Source organism: Timonella sp. A28 (assembly GCF_051200815.1).
Lineage (GTDB): Bacteria > Actinomycetota > Actinomycetes > Actinomycetales > Cellulomonadaceae > Timonella.
In genome coordinates this window covers 1,858,600-1,871,187 of record NZ_CP195159.1, presented here as the reverse complement: position 1 = coordinate 1,871,187, position 12,588 = coordinate 1,858,600, and the positions used below count along the sequence as shown (strand labels likewise).

At 52.4% G+C, this 12,588-nt stretch carries 11 protein-coding genes; 7 read left to right on the top strand and 4 right to left on the bottom strand.

Annotated features, from left to right (window positions below; genetic code table 11):
* Positions 1–140: 140 nt before the first annotated feature.
* The 3 genes from ACR9EC_RS08870 to ACR9EC_RS08860 all read right to left on the bottom strand — a co-directional run bounded on the left by ACR9EC_RS08870 (position 141) and on the right by ACR9EC_RS08860 (position 4,005).
* Positions 141–1,820 carry an ABC transporter substrate-binding protein gene (locus ACR9EC_RS08870; RefSeq protein ID WP_435298872.1) on the bottom strand — a complete coding sequence of 560 codons (1,680 nt, stop codon included), beginning with the start codon at positions 1,818–1,820 and terminating at the stop codon, positions 141–143.
* Between the two features lie 423 nt (positions 1,821–2,243).
* Positions 2,244–3,335, bottom strand: a complete 1,092-nt coding sequence (locus tag ACR9EC_RS08865; protein ID WP_435298871.1) for an inositol-3-phosphate synthase — start codon at positions 3,333–3,335, stop codon at positions 2,244–2,246.
* A 37-nt stretch (positions 3,336–3,372) separates the two neighbouring features.
* Positions 3,373–4,005, bottom strand: a complete 633-nt coding sequence (locus ACR9EC_RS08860; RefSeq protein WP_435298870.1) for a PadR family transcriptional regulator — start codon at positions 4,003–4,005, stop codon at positions 3,373–3,375.
* A 306-nt stretch (positions 4,006–4,311) separates the two neighbouring features.
* Here ACR9EC_RS08860 and ACR9EC_RS08855 point away from each other — a divergent pair, with 306 nt between their 5' ends.
* From ACR9EC_RS08855 to rplI, 5 genes are all read left to right on the top strand, one after another.
* Positions 4,312–6,585 carry a transglycosylase domain-containing protein gene (locus tag ACR9EC_RS08855; RefSeq protein WP_435298869.1) on the top strand — a complete coding sequence of 758 codons (2,274 nt, stop codon included), beginning with the start codon at positions 4,312–4,314 and terminating at the stop codon, positions 6,583–6,585.
* A gap of 280 nt (positions 6,586–6,865) precedes the next feature.
* Entirely contained in the window at positions 6,866–7,153 is a 288-nt protein-coding gene (gene rpsF / locus ACR9EC_RS08850; protein WP_435298868.1) for a 30S ribosomal protein S6, read from the top strand.
* A 52-nt stretch (positions 7,154–7,205) separates the two neighbouring features.
* Complete coding sequence (locus ACR9EC_RS08845; RefSeq protein WP_435298867.1) at positions 7,206–7,772, top strand: single-stranded DNA-binding protein; 567 nt, start codon at positions 7,206–7,208, stop codon at positions 7,770–7,772.
* A gap of 62 nt (positions 7,773–7,834) precedes the next feature.
* On the top strand, positions 7,835–8,071 hold the full coding sequence (gene rpsR, locus ACR9EC_RS08840) for a 30S ribosomal protein S18 (RefSeq protein WP_019147399.1): 237 nt from the start codon (positions 7,835–7,837) through the stop codon (positions 8,069–8,071).
* A gap of 16 nt (positions 8,072–8,087) precedes the next feature.
* Positions 8,088–8,534, top strand: coding sequence for a 50S ribosomal protein L9 (rplI, locus tag ACR9EC_RS08835; RefSeq protein ID WP_435298866.1), 447 nt, complete (start codon positions 8,088–8,090; stop codon positions 8,532–8,534).
* Positions 8,535–8,639: 105 nt separating this feature from the next.
* Here the strand turns inward: rplI and ACR9EC_RS08830 are convergent, their stop codons facing one another.
* Positions 8,640–9,968, bottom strand: a complete 1,329-nt coding sequence (locus ACR9EC_RS08830) for an MATE family efflux transporter (RefSeq protein ID WP_435298865.1) — start codon at positions 9,966–9,968, stop codon at positions 8,640–8,642.
* A gap of 349 nt (positions 9,969–10,317) precedes the next feature.
* Between ACR9EC_RS08830 and dnaB the strand changes: the two genes are divergently transcribed.
* Positions 10,318–11,694: a replicative DNA helicase gene (dnaB, locus tag ACR9EC_RS08825; RefSeq protein WP_435298864.1), complete on the top strand. Its 1,377-nt coding sequence runs from the start codon at positions 10,318–10,320 to the stop codon at positions 11,692–11,694.
* A gap of 117 nt (positions 11,695–11,811) precedes the next feature.
* Positions 11,812–12,564 (top strand): tetratricopeptide repeat protein, encoded by a 753-nt coding sequence (locus ACR9EC_RS08820; protein WP_435298863.1) that lies wholly within the window; start codon positions 11,812–11,814, stop codon positions 12,562–12,564.
* Positions 12,565–12,588 lie beyond the last annotated feature (24 nt).

The window sequence follows — 12,588 nt, the reverse complement described above, 5'->3', positions numbered from 1 at the left end:
ACGCACACAATATGAGGTGGTGGCTTGGCCAAGAGGGGGTGTTAATGAGGTGCAAAAGCCGGGCGGCACAAGGGAGGAGTACCGCCCGGCTGTAGTCAACGTTGTTGAGAGAATGGGCTCTCAACTAGTTGTGCTAGGGATTATTTGTAGGTGAGGTTTGCAAGCACTACACCAGCGGAGACTGAGCCCCATGATGGTGGGAATGCGTACAGGTTGTCCTCAGTTGGCCAGCCAGCGAATTCATTCTGGTCGTAGAAGGTCTGGGTGGCGTTGATAACGAGTGGGATGTATGGAAGGTCGCGGGTGATCTCACCTTGGATCGTTGCGTATGCGGCCTTCTTCTTTGCCTCATCGTTTGTGGATGCTGCTTCAACTACAGCGTCGTTAACAACTTTGTTGTCGTAGCGTGAGAAGTTCCAGTGACCAGCGTCAAGTTGCTTGCCAACTTCTTTGGTGTAGCCGCCAGAGAACCAGTCGCGGTAGAGCTGGAATGGGTCAGCAACGGATGTACCGATCATTCCACCCATGATGAGTTCGTAGTTACCGCTTTGGCGTCCATCGGAGAATTCGTCCCATGTGACCTTAGCTGGCTTGATGTCGATACCTGCATCTTTAGCCTGGGCTTGGATGAGTTCTGCAGCTGAGTTGTAGTCGGACCAGCCGTCTACGGATGCAAGAGTCATGGAGACTGGCTTGCCGTCCTTCTCGTAGATGCCGTCTGAGTTCTTTGCGTAGCCAGCTGCTTCGAGGATCTTGCCTGCTTCTGCTGCGTTAGCAGTTTGTGGGCTTTCCTTTGGCATGCCGTCTGCGATCCACATGTCGTCACGGCCGAGGAGCGCGAAGGTTGGTGAGATTTCTTTGGTCAAACCAACGAATGCTTTGTCCTTGACCACGGTGCGGTCGATTGCTGCGTTGAGTGCTTGACGTACAGCTACGTCAGTTTGTGAGCCCTTGCAGCCAAGGTCAACGTTGGAGCAGGTGTAAAGGACTGTTGGGTCCATTGGGGTGTTGATGTAGCCGAGGCGGCCGTCAGCGGTGAGTGCTTCTGGCTGTGGCACGAACATACCTGCCCAGTCGAGCTGTCCAGTAAGGAGGAGGGACTCTGCTGAGTTGTTTGCGTCAATACCGATGTATTGAACCTCTTGAACTTGTGGCTTTCCTTCTTGCCAGTAGTTTGGGTTCGCTTTCATCGTGTATGAAGCGTCGGTTGCTACGTCAAGGATGTATGGTCCGGTACCAACTGGCTTTTCAGCGTTGGTGAACTTGACGAGGTCTTCTTTTCCGAAGGATGCCTCAGGGACCATGTAGGTTGAGCCAAGGAGTGCGAACTCGTTGGTGAACTGAGGGCCGTCGAAGGTCAATTTGACGGTTGAGTCGTCAACCTTTTCGGCGGTCTTGAGGTAGGAAGGCTTAGCAGCTTCGTTGGTGTAGGAGAAGACAACGTCGTCTGCGGTGAAGTCAGTGCCGTCGTTCCACTTAACACCTTGGCGGATCTTGATGGTGAGTTCGGTTCCGTCTGCGTTGAACTCTGCGCTTTCACCAAGCATTGGCTGAGGGTCAGCAGCTGATGCTTTGTTGAAGTGGAAGAGGGTTTCGTAGACGCCACCAAGTGCTGCGTGGAGCACTGTTGGTGCGTATGGGTTGAAGTTTGGTGCGATTGGGGTTTGTGAACCAGCCCAAACTACAAGTGGACGTCCTTCTTTTACAGCGGTGGTGCCGTCGTCTTTTGGCGCTGCTTCGTTGTCGGTTCCGCAGGCTGCAAGGAGGGACAGGGATGCTGCAAGTGCTACTACTGGCACAATGCGCTTCCCGCGCTTCATTCGAAACATCATCGTTCCTTTCGAGGGGCGAGCAAAACATGAATGGGTGTCCTGTACCCGAGGTGGCGGGTTCGGCGGGACGGGTGTTTTGCAAGTTGTGTGGAAACTCAGGTTGGAAATCTGAATCACCAGAGTGCATGAACTGCTGTTCGGATGGATGGCTTCCACCCGAGTTTCCTCTGCGTTGAGGCTTGTATCAATAGTAAGTACGGTTTCCTTACAAACAAGCGCAGACACCAATTTGTTACCGGAAAGTAATTAAACTTGTGTGATGTTGGCCAAATTGTGATCAATTCATACTGCTCAAAACGCTTTTTTCGCTCGAAAAGGGTGTAGTGGCTACCGCATGCAATCTCGAACACGACAAGGGGCAGAACATTCCAATAGGATGTTCTGCCCCTTGTAGACGGAGTTTATGAGTGGTTATCTCTCAACTTCACCGCGAATGAACTTCTCCAACTGCTCACGTCCGTGCTGGTCTTCCATTTGCACAGGAGGTGACTTCATGAAGTAAGTCGATGCGGAAAGGATTGGGCCACCAACGCCGCGGTCTTTAGCAATCTTTGCTGCGCGAACAGCATCGATAATGATTCCCGCCGAGTTAGGGGAGTCCCAAACCTCAAGCTTGTATTCCAAGTTCAATGGAACTTCACCAAACGCACGGCCTTCGAGGCGCACGTATGCCCACTTACGGTCATCGAGCCAAGCAACATAGTCTGAAGGGCCGATGTGTACGTTGCGGTCTTCTTTCTTGCCGGCAAGAGGGCCGTTCAAGTTTGAAGTAACAGCTTGGGTTTTAGAGATCTTCTTGGATTCAAGGCGCTCACGTTCGAGCATGTTCTTGAAGTCCATGTTTCCACCAACGTTGAGCTGGTAGGTGCGGTCAAGGATGACACCGCGGTCTTCGAAGAGGCGTGCAAGTACGCGGTGGGTGATGGTTGCACCAACCTGGGACTTGATGTCGTCACCAACGATTGGGACACCGGCTGCTTCGAACTTCGCTGCCCATTCTGGGTCGGATGCGATGAAGACTGGAAGCGCGTTTACGAACGCAACGCCAGCGTCGATTGCGGCTTGTGCGTAGAACTTCGCTGCTGCTTCTGAACCAACAGGTAGGTAGCAGACGAGTACGTCTACTTGACGTTCTTTCAGTACTGATACAACATCGACTGGCTCAGCGTCAGACTCGTCGATGGTGAGGGAGTAGTACTTGCCGAGGCCGTCAAGGGTTGGGCCGCGTTGCACGGTGATGCCGGTGGGGGGCACATCTGCAATCTTGATGGTGTTGTTCTCGGATGCGCGGGTGGCATCGGCGAGGTCAACGCCTACTTTCTTGGCGTCTACGTCGAAAGCGGCAACGAATTCGAGGTCACTAATGTGGTAGTCACCGAACTGGACGTGCATAAGGCCAGGTACGGTGTCGTTTACGTCAGCGTTCTTGTAGTACTCCACACCCTGAATGAGGGAAGTTGCGCAGTTTCCTACACCAACGATGGCGACGCGGATGGAAGACATCCTCGCTCCTTGTTGTCAGTGCCCCGTGGGGCAGTTATCAATCATTGTCTTGTGCGGACTCTGGTGTACGCGGTTCCGAGGGACTTTCATGTGTGAAGTCTTTGCGGAGTCCGGCACGGTGTCGATCACGCTCTGTGTTGATCAGACCGTCAAGCCAGCGAACTTCTCGTTCTACTTGCTCGAGTCCATGTCGTTGTAACTCGAGGGTGTATTCGTCGAGTCGTTCACGTGTGCGTGAGTTTGATTCGCGCACTGTTTCTAAACGCTCATTAAGTCGTGACCGGCGGCCTTCAAGGATGCGGATCCTTGTTTCGGCGTCGGTTTGACTGAAGAACGCGAATCGAACGTCAAAGCTTTCGTCTTCCCACGCTGCTGGGCCGGACGACGAGAGCACGGACTGGAGGTGTTCTTTGCCCTCTGGAGTGAGGCGGTAAACGATGCGTGCCCGTTTTCCGGTGAGGGCGTGAGGTGGTGCTTCGGTGGAGTCGCGGCCGATGATGAGTCCTCGGCTTTCCATCGATTTTAGGCATGGATAGAGAGATCCGTATGACAGGGCTCTAAAGGATCCAAGAACTAAGTTCAGCCGTTTACGCAGTTCGTAGCCGTGTAGGTGGGCGTCGTTGAGCAGGCCAAGTATCGCTGTTTCGAGAACTGATGACTTGCTGCGCATGACTCCTCCTCACGTCTTTTCGTTGCGATTAACTTTCGATGTATCGAATCGATACATCGCAACAGTATGTCGAAAATACTGTTGCTAGCAAGCGGGGTGTGACTCAAGATGACCTTTTAGTTGTGAAGATGACGAAAGAAACTGGGGATTTCTTGAGACGAAACGCTTGTTTTTTCTCACGTATTCGGCGCAAGGGGAGAAGAACCCACTAGAGTCGTTCTGGAAGCGTGGCGATATGTATAAGGGCTGCGTGAGACCTACGTGTACGACAGGCAGAACAAGAAAGAGCCCGAGAAGAGGTTGATTGTGGCGAGTTCGAGCAATGGGCGACTGACTTCGGTCGGTAAGCCGAAAAAGCGTCGACTCATCGATTATCCGCGTTATGGAAAACGCGGCATTCGGCGTTGGATACCATCATGGCGTTTCGTGCTTGGGTCTTTTCTGTCCTTTATGGCATTGGGAATTGGTCTTGCTATAGCCGCATATTCGAGTGTTGAAATTCCTGAACCAGAAGATGCAGCCCAAGCACAAACATCGACGCTTTATTACAGCGATGGCAAACGTGTCCTTGGTGAGTTTTTCAAGTCAGACCGCAAAATTATTAAAGACGGGTCGACGCTCCCTGACTATGTGGGCAAGGCATTTGTTGCTGCGGAAGACCGTACCTTCTACGAAAACTCTGGTATTGACGTAAAAGGTATGGCCCGTGCGATGTATATCAACATCACGCAAAACAAAAAGAATAAGCAGGGTGGGTCTACTATCACCCAGCAGTACGCAGAGAATTACTACACCGGCTCGGTGAAAAACTACGTCGGTAAATTCAAAGAAGCGTTCCTTGCTCTCAAGATCGGCCAAGAGCTCAGCAAAGACGAGATTCTGCTTGGCTACATGAACACCATTTACTTTGGCCGTGGAGCTTACGGTATTGAAGTTGCTGCACAAAACTACTTTGACGTTTCAGCTAGTGAACTGACTGTTGAACAAGCTGCTCTTATCGCAGGTATTGTCCCTAGCCCGGGAAACTGGGACCCAGCAGTCTCGCCCACAAAGGCGAAACAACGGTGGGACCACGTACTCGACAGCATGGTGACACTTGGTTACGTCGAAAAGGCTGACCGCGACAAGATGGTGATGCCAGAGACGGTTGAGTACAAGTACGAGAACCGTTTGACTGGGCCTAAGGGTTACATCATTGAAGCGGTGAAGCAAGAAGTCCTCGAAAAAACGAATATGACAGAGGAAGACCTCACTACGCGTGGCGTCAAAATTGTTACAACGTTTGATTACAAGGCACAAAAAGATTTGCAAGCCGCAATGAAGGCAATGCCAAAGGGTGCGTCAAAACGCCTTGATGCATCCGGCATCACGATTGACCCGAAAACGGGTGGGATCGTTGCTATGTACGGTGGTAAGGACTACGTCAAAAAGCAGTTCAATACTGCGACGCAAGGTGTTGCTCAGGCAGGTTCTACCTTTAAGCCGTTCACGCTGCTTGCAGGTATAAAGCAAGGAATACCTGTTGAAGGAAAAATGTACGACGGTGACTCGCCTCGTACATTTGACGATGGCTACACGCTGAGTAACTTTGGTTTGCAGTCGTATGGCATGATCGATTTGGCTACGGCAACTGCTAACTCGGTGAACACTGCCTATGTGGAACTCAACTATGAGGTGACCCCGCAAGCAACAGTTGATACTGCTGTGTCTTTGGGTCTTCCTGCTAGCACCCAAGACCTAAAGCCTGTGCCCGCAAACGTGCTGGGAACAGCATCGGTGCGTCCAGTGGATATGGCGTCCGCGTATGCCACCTTTGCTGCGAATGGCGAACGCTACCCAGTGCACACGATTGCTAAGGTCACGGACTCGTCAGGCGAGACGATTTACCAGCCAAGCTTGATTCCTGAGTCCGTGTTTACTGAGGAAGATGGCGCCGAACTCACGTATGCGCTCACTCAAGTAGTAGAGCGAGGTTCAGGTGCGAAAGCTAAAACTATCGGTCACCCGGTTGCAGGTAAAACTGGTACTTCAAACAAAAATAAATCTGCATGGTTTGTTGGCTATACGCCGAGCTACTCCACCGCAATAGCGTTGTATCAGTCAACGGAGAAGGGTGGACAGGACTCAATCACACCGTTTGGCGGATACTCGAGCATTACCGGTTCAACGGTTCCACTTGATATTTGGGTGGATTACATGGGCAGGCTGCTGAAAAAGAAGGACGTTGAGCAGTTCCCTGTACGAACCAAGGTCTTGCCGCCACCAACTATCATTCCGACGGAAGAACCAACTGAGGAGCCAACGGAAGAACCGACGGAAGAACCAACTGAGGAGCCAACGGAAGAACCGACGGAAGAACCAACACTTCCTCCGTTGCCGACGATTGACCCGACACTTCCTCCGTTGCCGACTCTGCCGCCAACTCCGACACTTCCACCAGTTCCTACTGACCCGCCGACCGACCCGACCTTCCCACCAAGTCCTACCCCTGATCCACCAGGCGGCGGCAACGATGGTGGCGGCGATAACGGCGGAGGCAATGACGGCGGAGGAGACGAAGGCGGAACCGACGGCGGCTAACCATCACCAAGAAAGCGCTTTTCTAGAGAAACTTTAGAAGCCTTGCACAGTGGGTGTGGACAACGTAAATACGTTGTCCACACCCACAGCCGTTTTTATAAATGTGAAGTGCGGCTGAAACGTGTGGAAAAGGTGGTCGGATAAAGGCATGTCAGAGTAAACTCATAGACTGCTGTGTGCTCAAGAAACTTATCTGAGTTTTACCTTGAGCTTCAGCACTGCATGAACCCTCTTGTCACGGAACGACCGTGACCGCATAGACCATAGGAGGTGGGTAAACATGCGTAGTTACGAACTGATGATGATTCTCTCCCCAGAGATCGACGAGCGTGCACTCGCTGGCACCATCGAAAAGCTTGTTGCTGTTGTTCCTGCTGAAGGCGGAACCATCGACAACACTGACATCTGGGGCCGTCGTCGTATGGCTTACGAGATCGCTAAGAAGTCTGAAGGCATCTACGCGGTCATCAACTTCACTGCTACTCCTGCAACGTCAAAGGAACTTGAGCGTCAGCTCGGACTGAACGAGTCCGTTCTTCGTATCAAGGTTCTGCGCGCCGCAGCCTGATCTTTCGCTGAACCCGAAACGCACGTTACACACGTAAAACAAGGAGAAAACAATGGCTGGTGACACCGTTATCACGGTAGTGGGAAACCTTACTGGGGATCCTGAGCTTCGCTTTACCGCATCTGGTGTAGCAGTTGCGTCGTTCACCATTGCTTCGACTCCTCGTTCGTTTGACCGTCAGTCCAATGAGTGGAAGGACGGCGAAGCGCTGTTCCTTCGCTGCTCATTGTGGCGTGAAGCGGCAGAGAACGTGGCAGAGTCCCTCACCAAGGGAATGCGTGTGGTTGCGCAAGGGCGCCTTGTGCAGCGTTCTTATGAGACGCGTGAAGGCGAAAAGCGAACTGTAGTCGAATTGCAGGTTGAGGAAATTGGTCCTTCCCTGCGTTACGCCTCAGCTAAGGTCTCCCGTAATGCTCGCTCAGGCGGCGGAAACGGAAACTTTGGTGGCGGCAACTCTGGCGGCGGAAACGCTGGTGGCTTTGGCGGAGGTAACTCCGGTGGCTACAACAACCAGGGTGGTAACGGATTCGCTGCAAGTTCAGGTGTTCGGAACGACGACCCGTGGGCAACCGCTGGTCCGGCTCAGGGCGGCGGATTCGCCGACGAGCCACCGTTCTAACCAAACTGTAGAAAAATGTGGCCCAGCCTTGTGGCATGGGCAATTTGTGAAGGAGCTACACAATGGCAAAGCCAGTTGTGCGTAAGCCAAAGAAGAAGTCAAACCCATTGAAGTCCGCCAAGATCGAAGCGATCGACTACAAGGACACCGCGCTACTGCGCAAATTCATTTCCGACCGTGGAAAGATCCGCGCTCGTCGTGTAACCGGTGTGTCCGTACAGGAGCAGCGTCAGATCGCACGTGCAGTAAAGAACGCACGCGAAATGGCTCTTCTTCCTTACTCGTCATCCGCACGCTGATAGGGAGAACATTTCAATGGCAAAGCTCATTCTTACCCATGAAGTAGACGGTCTCGGCGAAGCTGGTGACGTAGTAGAGGTGAAGGACGGTTACGCACGTAACTACCTGATCCCACGTCGTCTTGCTGCCCCTTGGACAAAGGGTGCCGAGGCTCAGGTCGAAGCTATCCGTAAGGCTCGTAAGGCTCGTGAAATCGCGAACCTTGACGAAGCTAAGGCGCTTCGCGACTCAATCCAGGCAAAGCCTGTAACCGTTGCAGCAGCTACCGGCAAGGGTGGCCGTTTGTTCGGTTCCGTTTCAACCGCAGACATCGCTGCTGCTGTTGAGGCTTCTGGCAACAAGATCGACCGCCGTAAGGTGCAGATCACCCAGGCAATCAAGTCCACTGGAACATACAACGTTTCAGTTCGCTTGCACCCTGAGGTTGTTGCAAAGATCAAGGTACAGGTTGTTTCTGCTTGAGCACATCTGTAATGCATGAAGCCTTTCACTAGGTTGTTGTGCATAAAGGAGGGCGTCTACTCATATGAGTAGACGCCCTCCGGTCGTCTATGTGGTGCATGCGTATCAGGCCAGACGCATCCAGTCGTTGTTTCGTATGCGAAGACCATTGGCGATGGCCCGCGCACCGGTGTAGACGAGGCCGAAAGCGATCCACAACCACGCCAACCCTGCTGCTCCTTGTGGTGCCCACAGATACACTGCGAATGCGGCAGGAACATAGGCAATAAGGTTGATAATGCCTACTTTTGCTAGATAGACGCCATCTCCTGCGCCGATGAGCACTCCGTCGAGAATAAAGACCAAGCCAGCTATAGGCATGAAGATGGCAGCAGCTATGAGTCCTGCGATGATAGCGCGTTGTACGTTTTCATCTGAGCTGAACAGGGGAGCGATGAGTGGGCTAAGGCCTGCAAAGATGATTCCTAAAACAACTCCTGCGCCGATACCCCACTGTAGGGTGCGTTTTAGGACTGTGCGGGTTGTTGCATGGTCGCCTGCTCCAATGGCATGACCAACAAGCGCTTGAGCGGCAATTGCGAGAGCGTCGAGGCCAAATGCGGCAAAGTTCCAGAGCGAATTGACGACTTGATGTCCAGCGAGAGCGACTGCACCAAGGTGGGTTCCCACAAATACGGTGAGTAAGAGGGCTGCGCGTAAAGAGATGGTCCTTACAAACAGAGGCGCACCAGATTTCGCGTTGGCCAGTATTCCGTGTGTTGCAGGCTTGAGTGAGATTCCTTCGGCTCGCGTTTTTTTGCCAACGACGATTCCCAGTACAACAGCCATGCCGATTTGTGCGAGTGCTGTGCCTAGTCCAGAACCTGCAATTCCCATGTGTAGGCCGTAAATAAAGAACACGGTGAGAGCGGTGTTTGCTAGTGCTCCGGCAACTGCAACAGTGAGTGGTGTTTTGGTGTCTTGGAAGCCGCGTAACACCCCTGTGGCTGCCATGACGAGGAGCATTCCGGGCAGCCCGGGAATACTCCAGCGTAGGTAGAGGGTTGCTTGGGTGAGGACCTCATCGGTTGCGCCGAGAGCGCCAAGTATGTGTGGTGCAGTTATGCCGAGCACGAGGGCAAGCGCGACACCGAGGCCTAGGGCTAGCCACATGCCGTCGATGCCTGAACGTAACGCTTCTTTTCGACGACCTGCGCCTAATAGTTGCGCTACGGATGATGTGGTTGCGTATGCGAGGAACACGCATAGTCCAACAACTGTTAAGAGGAGTGTTGAGGCAACAGTGAGTCCGGCAAGTTCAGGCGTGCCGAGGTGCCCAACTATTGCTGAGTCGATGAGGACGAAGAGTGGTTCGGCGATGAGTGCGCCGAGAGTGGGTATGGCGAGGGCGAGGATCTGTTTGTCGTATCCACGATGTGTAGGGTGCTTGTCCACCTACTGGTCCTTTGTGGGGTGAGTAGTCAGGAATCCTTACTAACTTATCTATCCACAGGTGAATTGGCTAAATTTCGGGGCTGTTACGGCAAGGAGAGATTGTTAACAACAGCTATCCACAGTTATCCCCATAATTGTCCACAGGTGTGGATGGCCTGTTTCGGGACTCTCGCCAAGTTATCCCCATGGGTGTGGAAAACCTTGTGGAAGAAGACAGGAGGGAAAGGGCAGAGCTGTTCTTGCCAGGTTCGCTCAAAACATGTAATACGACTAATCTTCATAGGGCACAGTAACTGCATGCATTCGTGGCGCGCAGGTGCATATTTGTTTGCAGTAGAAGGGAAAGCGTATGTCGGTCGAGTCGCTCGAGCCATCGTTTGCGCCAGATTCAAACGAAAGTGAGCGCCGGTTTGATAGGACGCCTCCTCAAGATTTAGCTGCTGAGCAGTCCGTGCTTGGCGGCATGCTCATGTCTAAAGACGCGATTGCTGACGTTATTGCGCAAATCAAATCTTCTGATTTTTATAAGCCGGCACACGAAAGCATTTTTAACGCAGTCATCGACCTGTATGGTCATGGTGAGCCTGCTGATGCTATTACTGTTGTGGCCGAGCTCAACAAGCGCGGTGAACTATCACGTGTGGGTGGGGCTCCGTATATTCACGACCTCATTGCGATGGTTCCAACGGCAGCGAACGCCGGATATTACGCGCGTATTGTGCGTGAGCGGTCCATTATGCGACGCCTGGTTGAGGCTGGAACTCGTATTGTGCAGTTGGGGTATGCCACGGATGGTGCGGACGTTGACGAAGTCGTCAACAATGCACAGGCAGAGGTATACAACGTTACGGAAAACCAGCAGTCTGAAGATTATGTTGTCATTGGTGACTTCATTTCAGATGCTATTGATGAGATCGAAGCTGCACAAAACCGTGTAGATGGCATGGTTGGTGTGCCAACCGGGTTTACTGACTTTGACCGGCTCACAAACGGTCTGCACCCCGGCCAAATGATTGTTGTTGCAGCTCGTCCAGCGATGGGTAAATCAACGCTTGGTATCGACTTTGTTCGTTCGGCGACGATTAAACACAATTTGACTTCAGTTGTGTTCTCCCTCGAAATGAGCCGTAACGAGATTGCTATGCGTGTGATTGCGGCAGAGGCTCGCATACACATGCAAAAGCTTCGTAATGGAGACATGGACGAAGGTGATTGGCAGCGTCTTGCAGCGGCTCAAACAAAGATGCAAGAGGCGCCTTTATTTATTGACGATTCACCAAACATGTCGTTGATGGAGATTCGCGCTAAGTGTCGTCGTCTCAAGCAACGCCATGATCTTAAACTTGTCGTCATTGACTATTTGCAGCTGATGTCGTCGGGTAAGCGTGTGGAATCGCGTCAACAAGAGGTTTCTGAGTTTTCGCGTGCGTTGAAGCTGCTTGCGAAGGAGCTAGAAGTTCCAGTTATTGCGATCTCGCAGCTGAACCGTGGTCCGGAGCAGCGTACCGATAAGCGGCCAGCGATTTCTGACCTTCGTGAATCTGGTTCGATTGAGCAGGACGCCGACATGGTTGTTCTTGTGCACCGTCCGGACGCATACGAAAAAGAGCATCCGCGTGCCGGTGAAGCCGACTTAATTGTGGCAAAACACCGTAATGGTCCAACCGCTGACATTACGGTCGCTTTCCAAGGTCATTACTCCCGATTTGTCGATATGCAACAGTGACATTACCTACGGGGAACACTTACCGGATAGTACTGACGTAAAAAAACAGCGTAAAAACGTGGAGACACGTGGTCTACAAACTACCGGATTGGGTTAAAAACAACTACAGTCAACCCCATGAGTTCTTCTGACTTTGATGCACATGTAGCGGGGGCCGCTGATGCCGTTCAGCGAGCTGTAGATGCACTAAAGGAATCGCAGGGCGAAAGCGAGGGCAACAACGTTGAAGCCCTCAAACAGGCGCGAACATTCTTCTTTTCTCAAGGCGCATACGCACAAGCCGCAATTTGTGCAATGAACCTAGGAGACGTGTACTGGAACCAAGCTAACGCTGCCGCTGCGCGCACCCATTACGAAACCGCAAAAGCGGAATTTGAGCTTGCTGGGTTGAACCGTCAAGTCGCTGACGCAAACATGAACCTTGCCATGGTGAGCTGGGGCGAGTCAGATATGACTCAAGCGCGACTGCTTTATCTCGATGCGTTGTCCTACTATGACGACAACAAACTTAGTCACGAGGTTGCTAGCGCGAAGGTTTCGTTGGCTGGCGTGCACGAAGCCTTAGAAGAACACGATCTTGCTCTTGCCGCATACAAAGACGCACTAGCGTATTACGAGCGTGAAGATAACGAACGCCGTGTTGGTCAGTGCCTGCTTGGAATCGGTCGACTTTTGTTGAATGAAAACAAGTTCGACGAGGCTGAACCTTATTTCCTTGCAGCGTCCCACGAGTTCCGTGACCGTCGTCAGCAACACCAATTTGCTGAATGCATGGTTGCGCTTGCCGACATTTATCACGGGCTCGGCCGTAATGACGATGCGCGCAAGGCCTTTGAAGAGGCACGTAAAGGGTTTGCTATTTCGCAGTAGCGGCGTCTGGTTTAGACGATCTAC